The 23,779-nt window shown below is 76.3% G+C and carries 17 protein-coding genes; 15 read left to right on the top strand and 2 right to left on the bottom strand.

The features are described from left to right. Positions 1-189 precede the first annotated feature (189 nt). The 4 genes from IE271_RS00085 (at position 190) to IE271_RS00070 (ending at position 6,070) form a co-directional block, all read left to right on the top strand. Positions 190-3,345, top strand: a complete 3,156-nt coding sequence (locus IE271_RS00085) for a glycoside hydrolase family 84 protein (RefSeq protein WP_229919055.1) — start codon at positions 190-192, stop codon at positions 3,343-3,345. Positions 3,346-3,480: 135 nt separating this feature from the next. Then, positions 3,481-4,014, top strand: a complete 534-nt coding sequence (locus IE271_RS00080; RefSeq protein ID WP_190188003.1) for a PadR family transcriptional regulator — start codon at positions 3,481-3,483, stop codon at positions 4,012-4,014. Next, the gene (locus IE271_RS00075; protein WP_190188002.1) at positions 4,011-4,727 is read left to right on the top strand and encodes an ABC transporter ATP-binding protein; all 717 of its coding nucleotides are present in this window, start codon (positions 4,011-4,013) and stop codon (positions 4,725-4,727) included. The genes IE271_RS00080 and IE271_RS00075 overlap by 4 nt, the downstream gene beginning before the upstream one ends. Then, positions 4,724-6,070 (top strand): ABC transporter permease, encoded by a 1,347-nt coding sequence (locus tag IE271_RS00070; RefSeq protein WP_190188001.1) that lies wholly within the window; start codon positions 4,724-4,726, stop codon positions 6,068-6,070. Before IE271_RS00075 ends, IE271_RS00070 begins: the two co-directional genes overlap by 4 nt. Before the next feature lie 177 nt (positions 6,071-6,247). Here the strand turns inward: IE271_RS00070 and IE271_RS00065 are convergent, their stop codons facing one another. Beyond that, positions 6,248-6,784: an HNH endonuclease gene (locus IE271_RS00065; protein ID WP_190188000.1), complete on the bottom strand. Its 537-nt coding sequence runs from the start codon at positions 6,782-6,784 to the stop codon at positions 6,248-6,250. A gap of 272 nt (positions 6,785-7,056) precedes the next feature. Between IE271_RS00065 and IE271_RS00060 the strand changes: the two genes are divergently transcribed. From IE271_RS00060 to IE271_RS00015, 10 genes are all read left to right on the top strand, one after another. Then, entirely contained in the window at positions 7,057-8,124 is a 1,068-nt protein-coding gene (locus IE271_RS00060) for a mechanosensitive ion channel family protein (protein WP_190187999.1), read from the top strand. 238 nt (positions 8,125-8,362) lie between these two features. Next, positions 8,363-9,628 (top strand): family 4 glycosyl hydrolase, encoded by a 1,266-nt coding sequence (locus IE271_RS00055; RefSeq protein WP_190187998.1) that lies wholly within the window; start codon positions 8,363-8,365, stop codon positions 9,626-9,628. Beyond that, on the top strand, positions 9,625-10,593 hold the full coding sequence (locus tag IE271_RS00050; RefSeq protein ID WP_373308670.1) for an N-acetylglucosamine kinase: 969 nt from the start codon (positions 9,625-9,627) through the stop codon (positions 10,591-10,593). The genes IE271_RS00055 and IE271_RS00050 overlap by 4 nt, the downstream gene beginning before the upstream one ends. 276 nt (positions 10,594-10,869) lie before the next feature. Next, on the top strand, positions 10,870-12,342 hold the full coding sequence (locus IE271_RS00045; RefSeq protein WP_190187996.1) for a GlnX family signal transduction membrane protein: 1,473 nt from the start codon (positions 10,870-10,872) through the stop codon (positions 12,340-12,342). Between the two features lie 14 nt (positions 12,343-12,356). After that, on the top strand, positions 12,357-13,367 hold the full coding sequence (locus IE271_RS00040) for a glutamate ABC transporter substrate-binding protein (protein WP_190187995.1): 1,011 nt from the start codon (positions 12,357-12,359) through the stop codon (positions 13,365-13,367). Positions 13,368-13,481: 114 nt separating this feature from the next. Next, positions 13,482-14,813, top strand: coding sequence for a coiled-coil domain-containing protein (locus tag IE271_RS00035; protein ID WP_190187994.1), 1,332 nt, complete (start codon positions 13,482-13,484; stop codon positions 14,811-14,813). 60 nt (positions 14,814-14,873) lie between these two features. Further along, positions 14,874-17,579 carry a serine/threonine-protein kinase gene (locus IE271_RS00030; protein WP_190188531.1) on the top strand — a complete coding sequence of 902 codons (2,706 nt, stop codon included), beginning with the start codon at positions 14,874-14,876 and terminating at the stop codon, positions 17,577-17,579. A 3-nt stretch (positions 17,580-17,582) separates the two neighbouring features. After that, entirely contained in the window at positions 17,583-19,013 is a 1,431-nt protein-coding gene (locus IE271_RS00025) for a PP2C family protein-serine/threonine phosphatase (protein ID WP_229919053.1), read from the top strand. 120 nt (positions 19,014-19,133) lie between these two features. Next, positions 19,134-20,480 (top strand): vWA domain-containing protein, encoded by a 1,347-nt coding sequence (locus tag IE271_RS00020; protein WP_190187993.1) that lies wholly within the window; start codon positions 19,134-19,136, stop codon positions 20,478-20,480. Between the two features lie 105 nt (positions 20,481-20,585). After that, a complete protein-coding gene (locus IE271_RS00015; protein ID WP_190187992.1) occupies positions 20,586-22,013 on the top strand; it encodes an FHA domain-containing protein in 1,428 nt (475 codons plus the stop codon). 41 nt (positions 22,014-22,054) lie between these two features. Here IE271_RS00015 and IE271_RS00010 read toward each other — a convergent pair whose 3' ends face one another. Next, complete coding sequence (locus tag IE271_RS00010) at positions 22,055-23,059, bottom strand: methyltransferase domain-containing protein (protein WP_190187991.1); 1,005 nt, start codon at positions 23,057-23,059, stop codon at positions 22,055-22,057. Positions 23,060-23,313: 254 nt separating this feature from the next. Here IE271_RS00010 and IE271_RS00005 point away from each other — a divergent pair, with 254 nt between their 5' ends. Then, a complete protein-coding gene (locus IE271_RS00005; protein ID WP_190187990.1) occupies positions 23,314-23,718 on the top strand; it encodes a globin in 405 nt (134 codons plus the stop codon). Positions 23,719-23,779 lie beyond the last annotated feature (61 nt).

Here is a 23,779-nt window from a genome sequence, read left to right as displayed (position 1 = left end):
CATTCTGTGCCGCGCGGGGGCAATCACCAAACACGTACGTTCGGTCACTCTTCGCACAGGGGCGGGGGCACCTCGGTGCAATCGCGGCACATCGGCCACTGTCGTTGACACCTCCACCGGGTCAGTGGTGTCGTCGTGCCGTTCCGGCGGGTCCGGGACCAGGGGGACGAACTGCCGGAGGAGGGGGCTGTGCGGGTCCGACGCAGCGGAGGAGCGGCGGCGCTCGCGTTCGCCGTCGTCGCGGGCGCGCTCGGCGGAGCGGCCGGTGACGCGGCCGCGGCGCCGGCGGCGCCCGGCACGGCGCCGGCGGCCTCGCCCGATGGCCGGGCGGAGGACCCGGCGGCGCGGAGCGCGCAGCCCGCGGTGTGGCCGCGCCCGCAGTCGCTGCGCGCGACCGGTGCGGCGGTCACCGTGACCGACGAGGTCGCGCTGGTCGCCGGCGAGGCGGCCGATCCGTACGCCGTCGAGGCGCTGCGGACGCTGCTGGCGGAGGCCGGGGCGCGGCGCGTCGTCACCCTGGGCGAGGACGAGCCGCTGCCGCCCGGCGCCCTGGTGGTCCGTGCGGGTGACGAGACGGCGGCCAGGAGCGTACGAGGGGCGTACGACTTCGGCGGGCATCCGGGGAGCGCGGCGCAGGACGGTTCGCACGCCATCGGTACGCGGACGGTCCCCCCGGGGCCCGGTGCGGCCGGCGTGCCCGGCCCGCGCTCCTCCGCCGCCCCGTCGACGGCGGGGACCTCCGTACTGAACAAGGCGCTCACCGCGCTGGGCGCGACGCCGCGCGCCGACCTGCCCTCCGGCGGCTACCGGCTCGCGGTCGGCCGGGTCGACGGCCGGGACACGGTCGCGATGGCGGGCGTCGGCGGGGACGGGCTGTTCCACGCGGTGCAGACGCTGCGGCAGCTCCTCGACGGGCGCCGCGTCACCGGGGTGGTCGTGCGCGACTGGCCGGTCGCCGCCGTCCGCGGCGTCACCGAGGGCTTCTACGGCACGCCCTGGACCCAGGAGCAGCGCCTGGCGCAGCTGGACTTCCTGGGCCGCACCAAGCAGAACCGCTACCTGTACGCGCCCGGCGACGACCTCTACCGGCAGGCGCGCTGGCGCGAGGCCTACCCGGCAAACCAGCGCGCGGACTTCCGCGAGCTGGCGGACCGGGCCCGCCGCAACCACGTGACGCTGGCCTGGACCGTGGCCCCCGGCCAGGCGATGTGCCTGTCCTCCGCCGCCGACGTCCGGGCGCTGAACCGCAAGCTGGACGCGATGTGGGCGCTGGGGGTGCGCGCCTTCCAGCTCCAGTTCCAGGACGTCAGCTACAGCGAGTGGGGCTGCGAGGAGGACGTGAGGCGGTTCGGGTCGGGCCCGGAGGCGGCCGCGCGGGCGCACGCCGAGGTCGCGAACGCCGTGGCCCGCCACCTGAAGGCCCGCCACCCGGGCGCGGCGGCGCTGTCGCTGATGCCGACCGAGTACTACCAGGACGGCGCGACCGCGTACCGGAAGACCCTGGCGGGCGCGCTGGGCGAGGACGTGGAGGTGGCCTGGACGGGCGTGGGCGTCGTCCCGAGGACCATCACCGGCCGTGAACTGGCCGAGGCCCGTTCGGCGTTCGCGCACCCGCTGGTCACCATGGACAACTACCCGGTCAACGACTACGCGCAGGACCGGATCTTCCTCGGCCCCTACACGGGCCGCGAGCCGGCCGTGGCCGCCGGTTCCGCCGCGCTGCTCGCCAACGCGATGCAGCAGGCCGAGGCGTCCCGCATCCCGCTGTTCACCGCCGCCGACTACGCCTGGAACCCGCGCGCCTACCGCCCCCAGGAGTCCTGGCGGGCCGCCGTCGAGGACCTCGCGGGCGACGACTCCGGGCGCCGGCGGGCCGTACGGGCGCTGGCCGCGAACGCCGCCTCGTCCGTCCTGGGCGGCGAGGAGTCGGCGTACCTGCGGCCGCTGATCGAGGAGTTCTGGCAGGCGCGCACCGAGCCGGACACGGCGGCGGGCACCGCGCCGGGCGGCACCGGAGCGGACCGCGCCGGGGCGGCCGGTGCCGGGCCGGACGGCGAGGCGGCCCGCCGGCTGCGCGCCGCGTTCGGCGTGCTGCGCGACGTGCCCGCCGGGCTGGGCGGCCCGCTCGCGTCCGAGGTGGCGCCCTGGGCGAACCGGCTCGCGCGCTACGGCGCGGCGGGCGAGCACGCCGTGGACATGCTCGGCGCCCAGTCCGCGGGCGACACCACGGCGGCCTGGCGGGAGTACCTGACCCTGAAGGAGTTGCGCGGCGCGCTGAAGGCGGACCGGGTGACGGTCGGCGAGGGCGTCCTGGACCCCTTCCTGGAGCGCGCGGCACAGGCGTACGAGCGGTGGTCGGGCATCGACGGCGAACCGGCGGCCGGCCGCGCCCCCGCCGCCGGCGGCCGCACCGTCCACCTGTCGCGCACGCGCACGCTGTCCGCCGTCACCGTGCTGTCCGACCCGGGCACCACCGGCACGGTCGAGGTGCGCCTGCCGGACGCGGGCTGGCTCCCCGTCGGCGCCCTGGACACCGGCGGCGCGACGGAGATCGCGGTCACGGGCGGCCTGCGCGCCGACGCGGTCCGCGTCACGGGCCCGGCGCCCGCCCGCGTCCGGCACCTGATCCCCTGGTACGCGGACACGCCCGAGGCATCCCTGGAGCTGCCGGAGCCCGAGGCGGACGTCGAACTCGGCGGCCGGGTGCGGGTGACGGCCCGGCTGACGCCGCAGCGCCCCTCCGACGTCGACGGCAGCCTGAGGGTCGAGGCGCCCGCGGGCATCGGGGCGCGCGTGCCGAAGAGGTCGACGCTGCCGCGCGGCACCGCGGTGGACGTGCCCGTCGAGATCGAGGTCCCCGCGGACACGCCCGCCGGCGTGTACAGGGTGACCGTCGCCTTCGGGGAGGAGGAGCGCACGCTGACCCTGCGCGCCTACCCGCGCACCGCGGGCCCCGACCTCGCGCGCGCCGGCACGGCGTCCTCGTCGGGCGACGAGACGGACGACTTCCCGGCGTCCGCCGCGAACGACGGCGAGCGGGACACCCGCTGGTCCTCCCCCGCCGAGGACGGCGCCTGGTGGCAGGTGGAGCTGGCGCGGCCGGCGCGCGTCGGCCGGGTGGTGCTGCGCTGGCAGGAGGCGTACGCCTCGCGGTACCGCGTCCAGGTCTCGGCCGACGGCCGCACCTGGCGCACGGCGGCCACGGTCGACCACGGCACCGAGGGCCGCGCCTCGATCGGCATGGACGCCCGCGACACCCGCTTCGTCCGCGTCCAGGGCGACAAGAGGGCGACACGGTACGGGATCTCCCTGTGGTCGGCCGAGGTGTACGCGGTGGCGGAGTAGCCACCGCCCGCGCAGGAACGGACCCACCGCCCGAGCGGGGACGGACCCGCCGGGCGCGCACGACGGTGCCCGCCCGGCGGGTTTTCCCGGCTCCACTATGTACTCAGTACATATACCGAGTACATAATGATCGGCATGAGCACCCGTCACATCCTGCTGGGACTGCTCGCCGGAGGGCCGAGCCACGGCTACGACCTCAAGCGACGCCACGACGAACGCTTCCCGCAGGCCCGTCCGCTGGCCTACGGCCAGGTCTACACGACCCTCCAGCGCCTGGTCCGCGACGGCCTCGCCGAGGTCGACGGCACGGACTCGGACGGCGGTCCCGAGCGGACGCTGTACCGGTCCACCGACGAGGGCGCGCGGGAACTGGCCCGCTGGACCGGGGAGGTCGCCCCGCCCGCGCCCTTCGTGACGAACGAGATCTTCGCCAAGGTCGTCGTCTCGATCCTCGCCTCGGCCGACCCGGCCGGCTACCTGCGGGCGCAGCGGGAGGCGCACATGGCGCGGATGCGGGAGCTCACCGCGGTCAAGACCGCGCCGGGCGCCGACCTCGCGACCGTCCTGTCCGCCGACTACGCCCTGTCCCACCTCGACGCCGACCTGCGCTGGATGACCACCACCGCGGCCCGGCTCACCACCCTGACCGCGGAGGTCCACCCAGCATGAGCAACCCAGCGCCGCTCCTCGCGGCCCGTGGCCTGGTCAAGACGTACGGCGGCACCCCGGCGCTGCGCGGCGCGTCCGTCGTCCTGCGGCAGGGCGAGATCCTCGCCGTCACCGGGGCGAGCGGCAGCGGCAAGTCCACGCTGCTGCACTGCCTGGCCGGCATCGTCCGCCCCGACGAGGGCTCCGTCGTCCACCGGGGCTCCGAGCGCCTCGACCGGGCGTCGGAGAAACGGCTGAGCACGCTGCGGCGCACCGAGTTCGGGGTGGTGTTCCAGTTCGGACAGCTGATCCCGGAGTTGACGGCGGCCGACAACGTGGCGCTGCCGCTGCTGCTCGCGGGCGCGCCCCGGGCCGAGGCCCTGGAGCGGGCCGGCGAGTGGCTGGAGCGGTTCGGCGTACGGGAGCGGGCCGGGGCGCGGCCCGGGGAGCTGAGCGGCGGCCAGGCCCAGCGGGTGGCGCTGGCGCGGGCGCTGGTGACCGGCCCGAAGGCGGTGTTCGCGGACGAGCCGACCGGCGCGCTGGACTCCCTCGCGGGCGAGCAGGTGATGACCGCGCTGGTCAGGACCGTGCGCGAGTGCGGCACGTCCGTGCTGCTCGTCACGCACGACGCGCAGGTGGCGGCGTACGCGGACCGCGAGGTGCGGCTGCGGGACGGCGCCGTGCTCACCGACGGCGCCGACGCCGACGCCGTACTGCTGGAGGCCGGGGCATGAGGACGGACCTCCGGCTCGCCTGGCTGCTGACACGCGGCTCCGACCGCCGGGAGGGGTGGCGGGCGCTGCTCACCGCGCTGGGCGCGGCCCTCGCCACGGCCTTCGCCCTCGCTGCGGTCGCGGTCGCCTCCGTGCGCGGCCAGGTGCGCGTTCCGTACGCCGCCGGCCTGCTGAACCACCCCGGGGAGCGCTCCGGCGTGGTCCTCGTGCTGGTGCTGCTGCTGGTGCCGGTGCTCGGCTTCCTCGGGCAGTGCGCCCGCATCGGGGCCGTGCACCGCGACCGGCGGCTGGCCGGGCTGCGCCTGGCCGGGGCCGCGCCCGGCCGGGTGCGGCGGATCGCCGCCCTGGAGACCGGCCTGGCCTGCATGGCCGGGACGGCGGTCACCGCCGTCTTCGGCGCGCTGCTCCTGCTGCGGTTCTGGCACCGGCCGCCGCTCGTGCTGTGGGCCGGGTTCGCCGCCGTGGCGCTCTGTGTTCCGGTCCTGGCCTCGCTGGTGGGCGCGGTGGCGCTGCGCCGGGTCGTCGCCTCGCCGCTGGGCTGGGTGCGGCGGGAGCGGGGGGTCCGGGGCCGCGGCCGCGCGCTCGCCCTGGTGCTGCCCGTGCTGCCGCTGGGCGCGGCGGGCCTGCTGCAGCTCGTCCGGGGACCCGGAGCGCCGTCGTCGTCCCTGTCCCCGGTGCTCGCGGTGTTCGGCGCGGTGGCGCTGACCGGCGTGGGCGCGGTGGGGACGGCCGGTGCCACGGCCCGCGCCACGGGCCGGTGGCTCGGCCGGCGCACCGGCGGCCCGGCGGTCCTCATCGCGGCCGCACGGCTGCGGGCCGACCCGTGGGCCGCCGCGCGCACCCACGCCGCCGTGCTGCTGGTGACGGTGGTGGGCGTCGGCTTCGTCGGTGTCCGGGAGGTGCTGCTGGAGGAACTGCACCGCGACGGCCGCCACTACGCCGCGGACCTGGACTTCTACACCACCGGCATCGACCTCGCGGGCGCCGCCGTCCTGGTGGCGCTGCTGATCGGCGTGGCCGGTGTCGCGGTGGGGACCGCCGAGTCGCTGGCCACGCGGCGCCGGGGCCTGGCCGCGCAGCACGCGGCGGGCGTCCCGCGCGGGGTCCTCGTCCGGGCGCTCCTCCTGGAGACGGCGCTGCCGCTGGTCCCGGCGCTGCTGCCGGCGACCGCCGGCGGCACGGCGGTGTACGTGGGCTACGGCGCTCTCCACGGCGCCGGGGGCGTGTCGCCGCTGCCGCTGCTCGTCCCGGCGGCCGTCCTGGCCGGCGGTCTGCTGGCGGCGGCCACCTCGCTGCCGCTGCTGCGCCGCTCGCTGCACCCCGCGGAGCTGCGCTTCACCTGAGGCCGCCCGTGGCGCGGTGGCCGCGCGGGGCGGCTCTTCCCGCACCGGGTGATTCCGCGCACACCGGTGCGCGGGCACGCCGCGGCGCGCCGCGGCCCGGGTCCGGCCCTCCGGGGGCACGGGGGACCTCCCGGGGGGCACGGAGTCCGTGACCGGGCAAGACGAAGGCCCGGACCGTCAGGCCGATATGCCGTCGATCCGGGCCAGCGCGTCGTCCGCGCCGTACGGCTGCAGGTAGGGCAGCCAGCGCGGGTCCCTGTGGCCGGTGCCGATGATGCGCCAGGCCAGTCCCGTGGGCGGGGCTGGTTTGTGGCGCAGGCGCCAGCCGATCTCGACGAGATGACGGTCGGCCTTGACGTGGTTGCAGCGGCGGCAGGACGCCACCACGTTGTCCCAGACGTGCTGACCACCGCGGGAGCGCGGAATGACGTGGTCGACGCTGGTTGCGACGCCACCGCAGTACATGCACCGGCCGCCGTCGCGCGCGAACAGCGCCCGACGGGTGAGCGGAACGGGCCCCCGGTAGGGGACCCGTACGAACCTCTTGAGCCGGACCACGCTGGGTGCGGGGACAGTGACGGTGGCGCTGTGCAGATGGGCGCCGGACTCCTCGAGGCAGACGGCCTTGTTCTCGAGGACCAGGACGAGCGCGCGGCGGAGCGGTACGACGCCGAGTGGCTCGTACGACGCGTTGAGGACCAGGACATGCGGCACGGATGCCTCCTTGTACGCCGGCGGCGCGTGGCTCGCGCCGGGACGATCTGCAGCCAGTCTCCCCTCATGCCTGGTGACGGCGCCACCATGTCCCCGTAACGGGCTGGGAGTGTTTTCGACCACACCTGCTTCATCCCCGGGTGAGCACAGTCTCTCCCTCGAACATCGCAACGATCCACACACGATGCCCCGTTAGTGTGGTTAGTCCGCCCGACCGGTGTTCCCGGTGTGCCCGAGCCGCGGGCAGACCGCTACGCCTGGAGGTACCTGCTGTGTTCTTGTCCGTCCTGCCGGCCGCCGACCCCAGTGGGGACCCGACGGCGCCCACGTTCCAGGACGCCCAGGAGAGCGCGAGCAACATCGCCGGCTGGGTCGAGGAGAACTGGGCCACCTGGCTCGGTATCGGCCTGCGGGTCCTGCTGATCATCGTGATCGCGGTCGCCCTGAGAATCGCCATCCGGCGGGCGATCACCAAGCTCATAGACCGCATGAACCGCACCGCGCAGGCCGTGGACGGCACCGCGCTGGGCGGGCTGCTGGTCAACGTGGAGCGCCGCCGCCAGCGCTCGCAGGCCATCGGCTCGGTGCTGCGGTCGGTGGCGTCGTTCCTGATCCTCGGCACGGCGGCGCTGATGGTGCTGTCCACCTTCGAGATCAACCTCGCCCCGCTGCTGGCCTCGGCCGGTGTCGCGGGCGTCGCGATCGGCTTCGGCGCGCGCAACCTCGTCACCGACTTCCTCTCCGGCGTCTTCATGATCCTGGAGGACCAGTACGGCGTCGGCGACACGATCGACGCGGGGGTCGCCTCCGGCGAGGTGGTCGAGGTCGGCCTGCGCGTCACCAAGCTGCGCGGCGCGGACGGCGAGATCTGGTACGTCCGCAACGGCGAGGTGAAGCGCATCGGCAACCTCTCCCAGGGCTGGGCCACCGCCGGCGTGGACGTCACGGTCCGCCCGTCCGAGGACCTGGACCGGGTGAAGGCCGTCCTGGGCGAGGTCGGCGAGGCCATGAGCAAGGACGAGCCCTGGAACGAGCGGCTGTGGGGCCCGGTCGAGGTGCTGGGCCTGGACAGCCTCCTGCTCGACTCGATGGTGGTGCGCGTCTCGGCCAAGACGATGCCGGGCCAGTCCCTGTCCGTGGAGCGCGAGCTGCGCTGGCGCATCAAGCGGGCCTTCGACGCGGCGGGCATCCGCATCGTCGGCGGCCTCCCCGCCCAGCAGGAGGACGAGTCGGCCCCCGACCCCACGGCCGGCATGGCGGCCCCCTCGGCCTACGCCTCCACGACGTCCCCCCAGTCCGTGGCGGCGTCCCCGCTGACCCCGCCGAGCGTCACGAAGTGACGAGGCCGCTCACGGCGACGGCGGCGCCAGGGAGTGCCCTGGTGCCGCCGTCGCCGCGTCCGGCACCGGACGCGGCCCGCGCCGCGCCGAACCGGCGCCGCTGACCGGGGCACCGTTGACGCTCCTTCGCCGGGCCGCCTAGCGTGCGCGGCGGCGGGGCCCGCGGTGCGGGGCCCCCGGCGCCGCGGGACGGCCGGGGCGCGGGAGTCGCGTGGCGCCGGAGGGGAAGGGCCAGGGCATGAGACTCGTCGTGGTCGGCGGAGGGTCGACCTACACACCCGAGCTCGTCGACGGGTTCGCCCGGCTGCGCGACACCCTGCCCGTGGACGAGCTGGTCCTGGTCGACCCGGCCGCCGACCGGCTGGAGCTCGTCGGCGGGCTGGCCCGGCGCATCCTGGCCCGGCAGGGGCACCCCGGGCGGGTCGTGACGACCGCCGACCTCGACGCGGGCGCCGACGGCGCCGACGCCGTCCTGCTGCAGCTGCGCGTCGGCGGGCAGGCCGCCCGGCACCAGGACGAGACCTGGCCGCTGGAGTGCGGCTGCGTCGGGCAGGAGACCACCGGCGCGGGCGGCCTCGCCAAGGCGCTGCGCACCGTCCCGGTGGTGCTGGACATCGCCGAGCGGGTGCGCCGCGCCGCGCCGGACGCCTGGATCATCGACTTCACCAACCCCGTGGGAATCGTCACACGGGCCCTGCTGCGAGCCGGCCACCGGGCGGTCGGGCTGTGCAACGTGGCGATCGGCCTGCAGCGGAGGTTCGCGGGCCTGCTCGGCGTCGCCCCGGCCGACGTCCACCTGGACCACGTGGGCCTGAACCACCTCACCTGGGAGACCGCCGTGCGCCTCGGCGGACCCGAGGGCGAGGACGTGCTGCCCCGGCTGCTCGCCGAGCACGGCGACGCCGTCGCCGCCGACCTGCGCCTGCCGCGCGCCCTGTTCGACCGCCTCGGCGCCGTCCCCTCCTACTACCTGCGCTACTACTACGCCCACGACGAGGTCGTACGGGAGCAGCGCACCAGGCCCTCCCGTGCCTCCGAGGTCGCCGCCCTGGAGGCCGAGCTGCTGGAGCTGTACGCCGACCCGGCGCTCGACGAGAAACCGGGGCTGCTGGCCGGGCGCGGCGGCGCGTACTACTCGGAGGCCGCGGTGGACCTCGCCGCCGCGCTGCTGGGCGGGGGCGGCAGCCCGTACCAGGTGGTGAACACCCGCAACGACGGCACGCTGCCGTTCCTGCCGGACGACGCCGTCGTGGAGGTGCAGGCGGCCGTCGGGAGGCGGGGGGTCGCACCGCTGCCGGTGCCGGCCCTCGACCCGCTGTTCGCGGGGCTGACGGCCGCCGTGAGCGCGTACGAGGACCTGGCGCTGGACGCCGCGCTGCGCGGCGGCCGCGACCGCGTGCTGCGCGCCCTGCTGGCGCACCCGCTGGTCGGCCAGTACGCGTACGCCGAGCGGCTGGCCGACCTGCTGGTCGCGCACAACACGGAGCACCTGGCGTGGGCGTGAGCACGACGACCGTCCTCGCCGTCGACGCGGGCAACAGCAAGACCGACGTGGCGGTCGTGTCGGCCGGGGGCGAGGTGCTGGCCACGGCCCGCGGAGGCGGGTTCCAGCCGCACGTGACCGGCGTCGCGGCCGCCGTGGACGTGCTCGCGGACGCCGTGCGGCCGGCCCTCGCCGGGGCCGGCGCCGGGACCGTGACCCACGTCTCGGCCTGCCTGGCCAACGCCGACCTCCCCGTGGAGGAGGAGCGGCTGGCGGCCGCCCTGCTCGCCCGCGGCTGGTCCGCGGACGTCGTGGTGCGCAACGACACCTTCGCGGTGCTGCGCGCCGGGGCCGACGAGCCGCGCGGCGTGGCGGTGGTGTGCGGGGCCGGCATCAACTGCGCCGGGCTGCGGCCCGACGGCCGCACCGCGCGCTTCCCGGCCGTCGGCCGCATCTCCGGCGACTGGGGCGGCGGCTGGAGCCTGACGGAGGAGGCGCTGTGGCACGCGGCGCGCGCCGAGGACGGCCGGGGCGGCCCGACCGCCCTGGCCCGCACCCTGCCCGCGCACTTCGGCCTCGGCTCCATGTACGCGCTGATCGAGGCCCTGCATCTGGGGCACGTCGCGGCCGAACGGCGGCACGAGCTGGCCCCGGTGCTGTTCGCCACGGCGGACGGCGGCGACCCGGTGGCCCGCTCCCTGGTCGAACGGCTCGCGCAGGAGGTGGCGCTGATGGCGGCGGTCGCGCTGCGCCGCCTGGACCTGCTGGAGGAGGAGACCCCCGTGCTCCTGGGCGGCGGCGTCCTGGCCGCCCGGCACCCGCTGCTGGACGCCGCCGTCCGCGAGGCGCTGGCCCTGCGCGCGCCGAAGGCGGTGGCCCGGACGGTCACCGCGCCCCCGGTCCTGGGCGCCGCGCTGCTGGGCCTGGACCACGTGCGCGCGACGGCCGGGGCGCAGGCGCGCGCACGGGCCCACTGGGACGGCTGAGCACGGGGAGGCGTGGGGACGGCCCGATCGGCGTCCGGGCACTTCGCGCCAGGAGCGGGCCGGTGTGCGGCAGGGGGAACCAGAACCGATCCGCCCGGCGTATTCATGGGCGAGGGGTGCCGCGGGAGCCTCCCGTCGCGCCATGATCCGCGCAAGATCCGGCCAAGGCCTGTGCGACGGCCCGCGCCGGCGGAGATACTTGCGGCCGTACACCTGCTCCCGTGCGTGGGCACGCCGGGTGGACGGGGATCGACGGATGACCCTGGGGGAGGTCACGTGACGTACCCGCCGAACGGCGGCCAGGCACCGCCGGCGCCCGGCGCGCCGTCGCTGCCGGCCGTACCGCCGCAGGCCGCTCCCCCGTCGGCGCGCCCGGCCGGTCCGCCCGCCGCGCCGGCCCGGCCGCCGGAGCGCGCGCCGGAGCCGCCGCGCCGCACGGCCTGGGCGGAGGGTGTCGACCGGCTGCGCGCCGCGGCGACGACCGAGCCCGGGCGGCTGCGCGTCATCGGCGCCGTCCTCGCCGCGCTCGTCGTCGCGTTCGGCGCGGTGACGGCCTGGCAGACGACGACGCGCGCGGACGCCGCCGACGCCGTGCTGACCAGCAGCCAGCCGCTGAGCGACGACGCGGCGGCCGTCTACCGCTCCCTCGCCGACGCCAACACCGCCGCCGCCAGCGGCTTCCTGGCGGGCGGTCAGGAGCCGGCCGAGTCCCGCGAGCGCTACGAGAAGGACATCCGCACGGCCGCGGAGAAGCTGGTGACGGCCGCCGCGAACTCCGAGCCCGGCTCCCCCTCCGCGGACCTGATCGCCCGGATCGACAGGCTGCTCCCGGAGTACAAGGGGCTCGTCGAGCGCGCCCGCGCCAACAACCGCCAGGGCTTCCCGCTGGGCGGCGCCTACCTGCGGTACGCGAACGAGAAGATGCAGGAGCAGATGCTCCCCGACGCCGAGCGGCTGTACCTGCGCGAGAGCCGCCGGCTGCGCTCCGACTACGCCGACGCCACGCCCTACCCCTGGGCCGCGATCGGCCTCGGCGTCCTCGCCCTGGGCGCCCTGGCGTGGGCGCAGCGCCGCACCTACCTGCGCACCAACCGGGTCCTGAACCACGGCCTGGTCGCCGCCTCGGCCGCCTCCGCGGTGGTGCTGCTCTGGCTCGTCGTCGGCCACAGCGTCGCCCGGGCCGGGCTGAACGACTCCTACGACCACGGGGTGCGCTCCCTGGACGTGCTGCACGACGCCCGGATCGCCTCCCTCAAGGCGCGCGGCAACGAGAACCTGACGCTGGTCAGCCGCGGCGCGGAGACGAGGAGGACCGCCTCCGGGACCGTCGACGCCTACGACTACGCGTACCGGACGGAGATGGCCGCGCTCGGCAAGGGGCTGACCGTGGCGGAGGAGCTGGCCGACGACCGGGCCGGCCGGGAGCCCGTCGCGGCCGCCGTCGCCGGCATGAAGGAGTGGCGCGAGCGCCACGGCGAGGCCCGCGCGGCCGACGACGCGGGCGACTACCAGGAGGCGCTGGACCGGGTCATCGGCGCCAGGAGCGAGAAGCCGACCGGCGAGTGCTTCGACAACGTCGACAGGTTGCTCGGGGACGCGATCAGCCATGAAGAGGCGCAGTTCAGGCAGGCGGCCGGGGACGGCAGGGACGCGATGACCGGTCTCCCCGCGGGCGCCGCGGCCCTCACGGTGCTGGGAGCGGGGGGCGCCGTGCTGGGCATCGGCCGCAGGCTGTCGGAGTACCGGTGAGAGGGGGCGTGACGATGCGGGTACGACGGGTGCGCGCCGGTCTCAGGGGCTGGGGCGGCGTGGGCGCGATGGCGGTCGTCTGCGCCCTGACGGCGGTCTTCGCCCTGCTGCTGCCGCTCTCGCAGACGCACGGGGGCGGCGCGGGCACCGGTGCCGGGGGCCTCGGCCACGCGGTGCCGTCGCGGGCCGAGGCCTGCGAGGACCCGGAGGAGCAGAGCCCGCCGCCGTCCGGCGCGGACGGCCCGACCATCGAGGCGATCAAGAACCGGAAGGACCGCCGGCTCGTCATCGGCGTCGACCAGAACAGCTACCGCTGGGGCTACCGCGACCCCAACAGCGACCGGGACGACGCCGAACTGGAGGGCTTCGACATCGACCTCGCCCACCGGATCGCCCAGGAGATCCTGGGGGACCCCGACGCCGTGCGGTTCCGCGCCGTCCCGACCAACGAGCGCATTCCCGCGATCAAGGAGGGCAGGGTCGACATGGTGGTCCGCACCATGTCGATCAGCTGCGAGCGGCTGCGGGAGGTCGCCTTCTCCGCCCCGTACTTCGAGACGGGGCAGCAGCTCCTCGCGCCCAGGAAGTCGGACATCGAGGACTACGACGAGAAGATGCTGGAGGGCAAGCGGATCTGCGCGGCGCAGGACTCCACGGCGCTGGCCACCCTGGAGGCGGACAGGGAGGCGGGCGAGCTGGCCGCGTCCACCGAGATCCGCACCGTGCCCAACCAGCTCGACTGCCTGGTACGCCTCCAGCTCGGCGAGGTGGACGCCGTGGTGACCGACAGCGCGCTCGCCGCGAGCCAGGCCGCCCAGGACCCGTCGGTCGCCCTCAAGGGGAAGCCCTTCACCACCGAGTACTACGGGGTGGCGATGAAGAAGGGTCCCGACGACGACCTGGTCCGCCGCGTCAACCAGGTTCTGGAGGACTACCGCAGGGACGGCTGGGAGCAGTCGTACGACAAGTGGCTGGCCGGGACCCTCGGCGAGTCGCCGGGGCCGCCGTCGGTGAGCTACCGCTAGCCGGCGGCGTCCGGCCGATCTGATACGACCTGACAACGACCCGACACGACTGGAGAGCCGCCCGTGACGCGCCCCCGCGCGCCGCGGGCGACGACCGAGAGCGAGAGGTGATCGATGGGCGTCGCGGGACCCTCCGGGCCGGTGATGGACCGGGACGAGGTGGACCGTGCGCTGGCGCGGCTCGGCGCCGAGCACGAGGCCGTCGAGACCTCGCTGCTCGCCCTGCAGGACCACGCGGGCCGCAGACTCCTCGAGGGCGCCCGGCTCACCGGCGTCACGCAGGAGCGCTGGACGGCCACGGAGGCGTCGATCACGCTGCTGTGGACGTACTTCGACGCGTACACGGACGCGTTGCGCTCCGCGCGCGAGATCCGCTCCCGCAGGCGCTGGTCGAGCCGCGAGGACCTGGCCGAGCTGACCGAGCTGCTGCGCGGCGAGAGCGTCACGCTGGCCGGCGGCGCCGCGGCGGCGCCCGGCGGTCCGAACGTGCTCAGCCGGCGCTTCACGCTCGCCGCCCTGGTCGACGAGATGAACGGGCTGTACGCGAGCTCGCTCGACATGGTCGTCGCCGCCGACGCGGTGTGGTCGGCGCTGCCCGCCCGCATCGACCTGCTCTCCGCCGAGCTGCAGCGCACCCGCCGCCTCGCGCACTCCGTGGGCGTGCGGCCCGGTGAGCACCCGGCCGGCGACGACCTGGAGCGGATCACCCGTACGCTGACGGACCTGCGGGAACAGGTGATCTCCGATCCGCTGGCGTTCTGGCAGCCCGCGCGGGGCAGTTCGGCGCCGGGCGGCGGCCGCCCCGACACCACGCGCTACGACCGTGAGGCGCGCGCTCTGGAGGAGGTGCGCCGCGAGATCGACGCGGTGCTCACCGTCCGCCAGGACGCCGAGGCGCGGCTGGTGAGGCTGCGGGACGTGCTCTCGCGCGCGGACCGCACGCTCGCGGAGGCGCGCTCCGCGCGCGGCGAGGTCCTGGCCAAGATCGCCGCCTCCGAGGTGCCCGCGGTCAGCGGCCCGCCGACCGTGCTGCAGGAGCAGCTGGCGGCGGCCGCCGAGTACCGCAGGCAGGGGCAGTGGCACCGGCTCTCGCCGCTCCTGGAGTCGCTGGAGGAGCGGGCCGAGGACGAGCTGCTGCGCGCCCGCGAGTCGCTGACCGCGGTCACCGCGCCGCTCGCGGTCCGCGCGGAGCTGCGCGGACGCCTCGACGCGTACAAGGCGAAGGTCGCCCGGCACGGTCTCGCCGAGGACCCGCTGCTCGTGGAGCGGTACGACGCGGCGCGCCGGATGCTGTGGAGCGCCCCCTGCGACCTGCGGGTCGCGGAGCAGGCGGTGCTGCGCTACCAGCGGGCGGCCGCCGAGCTGCTGGCGCCGGGCGTCCCCGAACAGCGCGGGCCGCAGACGCGGCGGGAGCCCGCGGGGCCCTCGGACGAGCGGGAGGGGTGAGGCGGTGTGAGCGAGCCACGGCCGTGCCAGCGGCCCGGCTGCCCGGGGTCGTACGAGGACATGGGCGGCGGGCTGTACTGCGACACGTGCGGCCTCGCGCCGGTCGTCGCGGCGGCCCCCGGGGCCGCCGCGTCCGGCCCGGGGCCGGGGAGCGGCACGGTGGGCGGCGCGCCGACCGGCGTCACCGGCGGCCGGGGCTCGCGCGGCTCCGGCGCGCGCGGCGGTTCCGGCTCGGGGGCGTCCGCGCGGTCCTCGGCCCGCTCGTCGTCCCGGTCCTCGCAGTCCCGCCGCTCGGTGTCGGGGCGGCTGTCGCGCTCCCTGTCGGGGCGGTCGACCGGCCGCTCGGTGTCGGTGCGCAGCTCCGGCCCGTCGGCCGGCGCCTCCGGCCGCAGCCGGCTCGGCGCGGGCCTGGTCCAGGTGCCGGGCGTGCCGCGGCCCGACCCGCGCGCGATGGTCCTGGAGAACCCCGAGGTGCCCGAGCGCAAGCGGTTCTGCTCGCGCTCGGACTGCGGGGCGCCGGTGGGGCGTCCGCGCGGCGACCGGCCGGGCCGCACGGAGGGCTTCTGCACCAAGTGCGGCCACCCGTACTCGTTCGTGCCCAAGCTGCACCCGGGCGACATCGTGCACGGCCAGTACGAGGTCGCGGGCTGCCTCGCGCACGGCGGGCTCGGCTGGATCTACCTCGCCGTGGACCGGGCGGTGGCCGACCGCTGGGTGGTCCTCAAGGGCCTGCTGGACACCGGCGACCAGGACGCCATGGACGCCGCGATCTCCGAGCGCCGCTTCCTCGCCGAGATCGAGCACGCCAACATCGTGCGCATCTACAACTTCGTCGAGCACCTCGACCAGCGCACCGGCTCGCTCGACGGCTACATCGTCATGGAGTACGTCGGCGGCAAGTCCCTCAAGGAGATCGCCAACGGCCGCCGCACGCCGGAGGGCAGACGCGACCCGCTGCCGGTCGAGCAGGCCTGCGCGTACGGCATCGAGGCCCTGGAGGCGCTCGGCCACCTGCACAGCCGCAACCTGCTGTACTGCGACTTCAAGGTCGACAACGCCATCCAGACCGAGGACCAGCTCAAGCTGATCGACATGGGCGCGGTGCGCCGGATGGACGACGACGAGTCGGCCGTCTACGGCACGATCGGCTACCAGGCGCCGGAGGTCGCCGAGGTGGGCCCGTCGGTCGCCTCGGACCTCTACACGGTGGCGCGCACGCTGGCCGTCCTCACCTTCGACTTCCAGGGCTACACCAACGTCTTCGCCGACTCCCTGCCCGACCCCGACCACATCGAGGTCTTCCGCACCTACGAGTCGTTCTACCGGCTGCTGGTGCGCGCCACCGACCCCGACCCGGCCCGCCGGTTCGCCTCCGCGCAGGAGATGGCCGAGCAGCTGACGGGCGTGCTGCGCGAGGTGGTGTCGGTGCAGACGGGCCGCGCCCGCCCGGCCCTGTCCACGCTGTTCGGGCCCGAACTGAGGGTGACGGACACGGAGTTGTTCGGCGCGCTGGACGGGGACGTGTCGCGGCTCGGGGCGCGTCCGGTGCCGGTGCGGCGGCGGCGCGGCGCCCCGGCCGGCGCGGGTGCCGGGGCCGCCGCCGGTCCCGCCGTGGAAGGCGGCGCGGCGGGCGCCGGTTCCGCGGCGGCCGGGCGGGGACGCGCCGGTGCCGGACCCGGTCCCGCCGCGGCCGGGACCGGCGGGACGGTGCCCTACGGCGGCGGCGCCCCCGCCCCCGTCCCCCCGTCCTCCGCAGCCGGTACCGCCCCCGTCCTGCCGCCCGCCGGGACCTCCGCGGACCTGGTCAGACGGCTGGACACGGCCGCCGCCGCGCTCGCGCTGCCCGTGCCGCGGGTCGACCCCGGCGACCCCAACGCCGGTTTCCTGGCCGGTCTGATGGCGTCCGCGCCCGCCGAACTGCTCACCGCGCTGCAGGCGGCGCCCACCCGCTCCACGGAGCTGCGGCTGCGCGAGCTGCGCGCCCGCCTGGAGATGAGCGACCTCACCGGCGCGGGGCAGGCGCTGGACGCCCTGGAGGCGGACCTCCCCGACGACTGGCGGGTGGTCTGGTACCGGGGCGTGGCGGCGCTCGCCACCGGCGACCACGAGGTCGCCGCGCTGTCCTTCGACGCGCTCTACGACGCCTTCCCCGGCGAGACCGCGCCCAAGCTGGCCCTCGGCCTGTGCGCCGAGGTGCTGGGCCAGCTGGACAACGCCGCCGAGTACTACCGCCTCGTGTGGTCCACCGACCCCGGGTACGTGAGCGCCGCCTTCGGCCTCGCCCGCGTGCTGCTGGCGTCGGGCGACCGGCGGGGCGCCGTGCGCACACTGGAGTCCGTGCCGGAGGCGTCCATCCACTACACGGCGGCCCGGGTGGCGGCCGTACGGGCGCGGCTGCGGCGGCGCGCGGAGGAGGCCGGCGCGGCCTTCCTGGACGACCTGACCGCGGCGGCCCGGCAGGTGCGGGACCTGGACGCCTACGGCCTGGACGCGGTCAGGCGCGAGCAGTTGTCGGCCGAGGTCCTCGGCTGCGCCCTGGACTGGGTACTCTCCGGTGGCCAGGGTTCCGCTCCGCCCGGCACCGGTGCCGCCGGAACCGCCCCGCGGACGCGGACCGTACTGCTCGGCAGTGAACTGGACGAGCGCGGCCTGCGTTTCGGGCTGGAGCGTTCGTACCGCACACTGGCCCGGCTCGCCCAGCGGGGCGAGGAGAGGATCGAACTGGTGGAGCGGGCCAACCGCTACCGCCCCCGGACGTGGGTGTAATTGATGGCGCAGATGCACCGGTCGACGGCTCTTTCGAAGTGCCCGAGCTGCGAGGAGCCGCTGGAGACGGGTGACCGTTTCTGCGGCGCCTGCGGGTACGACCTGTCGGCGGTCCCCCCGCCGCCGGCCGACCCGCCGACGAACGCCGTCAACGGGTGGGCGCCGCAGCCGTCCCCGCAGACCGCGCGGTCGGACGGGCCGGCCGCCGTGCCCGGGACGCAGGGCGGCGCCCCGTCCGCGCCCGTACCGGCCGGGGCCCCCGGCGCCGGACCCGACGGCTTCGGGCTCCCGCAGGACGGCGTGCGGTTCGACCGCCCCGCCGGGTCCGCGGAGTCCGTGGAGCCCGTGGGACCCACCGGGTCCGCCGAGCCCACCGGGTCCGCCGGGTCCGCCGAGCCCGACGACTACCCGCTGGCCGCGCCGCAGCCGCCCGCCGCTCCCCCGGTGGTCGTGCCGCCCCGCCCGGAGCAGCCGCCCGCCGACCCGCGCACGGCGGAGCCCCCGACGCCGCCCGCGGGCACGAAGCTGTGCGTGGCCTGCCGCGCGGGCCGGGTCGACACCGACGGCTACTGCGAGAACTGCGGGCACGCGCAGCCCCGCGAGCGGGACCACATGGAGCAGGAGCTGGGCGCGGTCGCCGCGGTCAGCGACCGGGGCCTGCGCCACCACCGCAACGAGGACGCGTTCGCCGTCTCCTCCACCGCGCTCCCGGACGGCTCCCCGGCGGTCGTCGCGGTCGTCTGCGACGGCGTGTCCTCGGCGACGCGCCCCGACGAGGCGTCGCTGGCCGCCGCCGCCACGGCCAACGAGGCGCTGCTCGCCGCCCTGCCCCTGGGCACCCACCCCCAGCAGGCGATGCACGACGCGATCGTGGCGGCCGCCCACGCCGTGACCGCGCTGGCCGACGGGCCCGGCCAGGACGACGAGCACGCGCCCCACCAGAACGCGCCGGCCTGCACGATCGTCGGCGCGGTCGTCACCCCGGCGCTGCTGGTCGTCGGCTGGATCGGCGACAGCCGCGCCTACTGGGTGCCGGTCGACCGCTCCGCGCCCCCGGCCCGGCTCACCGAGGACGACTCCTGGGCCGCGCAGATGGTCGCCGCGGGCCTGATGAACGAGGCGGAGGCGTACGCCGACGACCGCGCCCACGCCATCACCGGCTGGCTCGGCGCCGACGCCTACGAACTGGAGCCGCACACCGCCGCCTTCAAGCCGGACCGGCCGGGCGCCGTCGTGGTCTGCACCGACGGGCTGTGGAACTACGCCGAGGCCGCCGAGGAGATGGCCGCGGCCGTGCCCCTCGACGCCGCCGAGCGCCCGCTGCACGCCGCCCGGGTGCTCGTCGGCCACGCCCTGGACGGCGGGGGCCACGACAACGTAACAGTGGCCGTGCTGCCGTTCCCCGCACCGCCGCAAGGGGCAGGATCGGCCTGAGGGACCGGACGGGAGCGGTTCCGCGGACCGTTCGGGAGCGGTCCGGGACCGGAGGGGACCGGTCCGCCGGCCGACATCGCCCGCGTACGCGCGGGAGTGGTGAGGGGGAGCTCAGACGTCATGGCCAATTTCTCGAAGTCCGGTGTTCCGCGGTTCTCGGTGGACGTGTACCAGAACGCGTACCTGCCGGAGGGCGGCAGCGAGGTCGACGCCATCGTCACGGTGACGGCGACCGGGGGCGGCACCGTCGGCGGCGCGGTGACCGCCCCGCACCTGTACGGCACGGGGCGGGGGCCGGACGCGGCCGTCGCGATCATGGTGGACTGCTCGGGCTCGATGGACTACCCGCCGACCAAGATGCGCGGCGCCCGCGACGCCACGGCCGCGGCGGTCGACGCCCTGCGCGACGGCGTGCACTTCGCGGTGATCGGCGGCACGCATGTGGCCAAGGAGGTCTATCCGGGGGGCGGGCGGCTCGCGGTGGCCGACGCGACCACCCGCGGCCAGGCCAAGCAGGCGCTGCGCAAGCTCGGCGCGGGCGGCGGCACCGCGATCGGCACCTGGCTGCGCCTCGCCGACCGGCTGCTGTCCTCGGCGGACGTCACGATCCGGCACGGCATCCTGCTCACCGACGGCCGCAACGAGCACGAGTCGCCCGAGGCGCTCAAGGCCACCCTCGACGCCTGCGCGGGCCGCTTCACCTGCGACGCGCGCGGCGTCGGCACGGACTGGGAGGTCAAGGAGGTCACCGGGGTCGCCTCCGCGCTGCTCGGCTCCGCGGACATCGTCGCCGACCCGGCCGGGCTCGCCGCCGACTTCACGCGGATGATGGAGGCGGCCATGGGCAAGGAGGTCGCCGACGTCGCGCTGCGGCTGTGGACCCCGCTCGGCGCGTCCGTGCGGTTCGTCAAGCAGGTGGCTCCGACCGTGGAGGAGCTGACGGACCGCCGTACGGAGGCGGGTCCGCGCACGGGCGACTACCCGACCGGCTCCTGGGGCGACGAGTCCCGCGACTACCACGTCTGCGTCGAGGTCCCCCCGGCCGGACTCGGCCAGGAGATGCTCGCCGCCCAGGTCTCGCTCGTCGTCCCCCAGGGCGACGGCGGTGCGCAGTCCCTGGGCGCCCAGGGACTCGTACGGGCGGTGTGGACGGACGACCTGGCCGCCTCCACGTCGATCAATCCGCAGGTCGCGCACTACACGGGCCAGGCCGAACTGGCACAGGCCATCCAACAGGGGCTGGAAGCACGCAAAGCGGGAGATGTCGACGGCGCCACGGCCAAGCTCGGCCGCGCCGTCCAGCTCGCCGGCGCATCCGGGAACGCCGATACGGCGAAACTGCTCGCGAAGGTGGTGGACGTGGTCGACGCGGCGGCAGGTACTGTGCGACTGAAGGCGAAGGTCGAAGAGGCCGACGAGATGACCCTCGAGACCCGGTCCACGAAAACTGTCCGTGTGAAGAAGTAGCCGAGTCCGGCTCCTCCCTGGAGCCGGAGAACGAGCCCGGCCCCGTCCGCGGGGGCGGAGAAACCCGGTCCCCGCGGACCGGGCGGGAGAGGGGGAAGCGCCGACATGCCGACCTGCCCGAACGGACACCAGTCGGGTTCCGACGACTGGTGCGAGGTCTGCGGTCACCGTATGGCGGGTGCCGTGCCACCGCCTCCGCCGCCGCCCCCGGCCGCCGGGTACGGCTATCCGCCGGCCGGCTCGCCCCCGCCCCCCGGCCAGGGCGGCCGCCCGCACCTGTCCGCAGTGCCCGACCAGGCGTCCGAGCCGCAGCTGTGCCCGCAGTGCCACACCCCGCGCGAGGGCGCGGCGCCGTTCTGCGAGGAGTGCCGCTGGAACTTCCTCACGAACACGGCGACCTCCTACACCCCCGCGGCGACGCGTCCGCCGGCGTCGGGCCAGGGCCAGGCGCCGCGGTTCCCGTCGCCGCCCGGCCGCCCCGGCCCCGGTCCCGACTCGTACGAGTACCAGAGCTCGCGGCCGTCGCAGGTCAACCGGCCCGCCGAGCCGATCCCGCCCTCGCCCTTCGGCGACGGGCCGGCCGGCTTCCCCGGCACCTCGTCGCGTCCGGTCCCGCCGCCGCCCGGCCCCACGCCCGGGGCGCCCGCGCCCACCTCGGGAGGTCCCGGCCCCGGGCCGGTGCCCGGTGGTCCCGCGCCCACGTCCGGGGGTCCCGGAGTGCCGCCCGGCGGACCCGGGTCCGCGCCCGGGGTGTTCGGGGCGCCCGGCGGACCTGGTGGGCCCGGCGGGCCCGGTGGGGCCGCTGGTCCTGGCGGACCCGGGACGAACGGCGGGCCCGGTGGTGGACCCGGTGCGGGTGGTGGACCCGGTGCCGGTCCCGGTACGTCCGGTGCGGCGCAGGCGTTCCATCGGCCGGGACAGCCCGGCGCGGGCGGTGGCTACGGCTACCCCGCCCCGCAGCAGCCGTCCGGCCCGTCCTTCGGCGGGGACGACGACTGGGTGATCTCGCCGCCGTCCGGCGGTGCGCCCGGCGGCGCCCCGGGAGCGGGCGCACCGGGGGCGGGCGGGTCCGCGCACCCCGGCGGGACCCAGCAGCCGCCCGGCTTCCCGCAGTCCCAGTCCCAGTCCCAGTCCTGGAGCGTCACGATCGGGCCCGACCGCGACTACTTCATGGCGATGATGCAGCGCTCCGGCCCCGAGGCCGCGGGTCTGAACCTGCCCGCGTACTCGCCGGAGCAGCGGCGCCCGCTCACCGGCAACCAGGTCAGCATCGGCCGCCGCCGGCACTCCACCGGCGACACCCCCGACATCGACCTGTCGGTGCCGCCGGAGGACCCGGGCGTCTCGCACCAGCACGCCGTCCTGGTCCAGCAGCCGGACGGCGGCTGGGCGGTCGTCGACCAGAACTCCACCAACGGCACCACGGTGAACGGCGCCGAGGAGCCCATCCAGCCCTTCGTCCCCGTACCGCTGCAGGACGGCGACCGGGTGCACGTGGGCGCCTGGACGACCATCACGATCCGGCGGGGATGAGGGGATGAGACGCGGGGGCGCCGGGTCCGCCGGCGCCCCGGTCAGGGCAGGGGCCAGGCGTGCGGGCCCCGGGGATCGTCCAGCCAGGCCCACCGGCGCCCGTCCTCGACGGTGATCCCGTAGCGCTCGCGCACCGGCTGCCCCTCGCGCTCCCACAGGGCCAGCGCCTCCCGCGGCTCCAGGTGTCCCGCGGTCAGCGAGAGCAGGAAGCGGAACAGTTCGTGCCGCACCGCCCAGCGCGGCAGCGTCTCGTGGTCGGGGCGCTCAGGAGGGTGCCCGGTCCTCGGCCGTGCGCCGCCGCCGCGCAGCGGCACGAAGTAGGCGGGCGTGTGCAGGAACCGCCCCTCGGCGTGCTCCTCGTCGCGTACGCGCAGGTCGATCAGGCCGTTCGCGAGCGGGGCGAGGATGTGGGCGCCGGGCCGGGACTGGGCGAGCCACGCGGGCGGTACGGAGTCCACCGCGCACGTCACGATGATCCGGTCGAAGGGGGCGCGCTCGGGGCAGCCCTGCGCTCCGTCGCCGGTCACGACGGCCGGGCGGCGGCCGACCGCCGCCAGATGCCGCCGGGCCGCCTCGGTGATCTCCGGGTCCAGGTCGACCGTGGTCACCAGGGCGTCGCCGAGGCGGTGCGCGAGCAGGGCGGCGTTGTACCCCGTGCCCGCGCCGATCTCCAGCACGGTGTCGCCGTCCCCGATCTGCAGGTCCACGAGCATTCGCGCCATCAGCGACGGCTGGCTGCTGGACGAGACCAGTTCCCCGTCGCGCACCCACGTGGCGAGCGGCGTGTCCGCGTAGGCCCCTTCGAGCCAGCGCTCGCGTCCGCGCGGATCGGGGTCGTCGCTCCTCAGGCGCGCGTACCCGCCGCGGACGCCGACGTAGTAGGACGGCACGAAGAGGTGGCGCGGGACCGTCGCGAACGCCTCCCGCCAGGACGGGTCGCCGTCCAGGGCGCCGCCGGCCTCGATCTCGCGCACCATCGCCGCCCGCGCCGAGGCGGCGAGGTGGTCCAGGTCGCCGGTGTCGTGGCCGACGGCGTACGCGCCCATGCCTCCACTGTCCTGCGCGCGGGCCGGGGACGCGAGCGTCCGGAGCCACCGAATCCGCATCAGCCGGGACCGACGCGTCCGCGGCGGGTGAGGCCGACGCGTCCGCCCGCGGCCCGCGGGGGGAGCGGGACCGAACGGCTCCCCGGAAGGCGGCGGGACGAGGGGCGCTCCGGCGGGACGAAGGGCGTCCTCCGGTCCCCCGCGAGGGTCCTAAGCCTCCGGTCCTCGGCCGCCGCGTCTGAGACCATGGACGGGTGAAAGAGATACGGCGCGGCACGCTTCAGGAGCAGACCTTCTACGAACAGGTCGGCGGCGAGGAGACCTTCCGCCGGCTCGTTCGCCGTTTCTACCAGGGCGTCGCGGAGGACCCGCTGCTGCGGCCCATGTATCCCGAGGAGGACCTCGGACCGGCCGAGGAGCGCTTCGCACTGTTCCTGATGCAGTACTGGGGCGGCCCGACCACCTACAGCGAGAACCGCGGCCACCCGCGGCTGCGCATGCGCCACGCCCCGTTCACGGTCGACCGGGCCGCGCACGACGCGTGGCTGCGGCACATGCGGGCCGCCGTCGACGAGCTCGGCCTCTCCGAGGAGCACGAGCAGACCCTGTGGAACTACCTCACGTACGCGGCGGCGTCGATGGTGAACACTCCCGGCTGAGCCGGGTGTGCGGCCGGCCGTCCCCGATGCGCGGAGCGGGCCGGGCGCCCGGCCCGCTCCG

It is taken from the genome of Streptomyces minutiscleroticus (assembly GCF_014650875.1).
Lineage (GTDB): Bacteria > Actinomycetota > Actinomycetes > Streptomycetales > Streptomycetaceae > Streptomyces > Streptomyces minutiscleroticus.
Note: the sequence above shows the minus strand (reverse complement) of the source record. Positions and strands in the feature narration are given on the sequence as shown.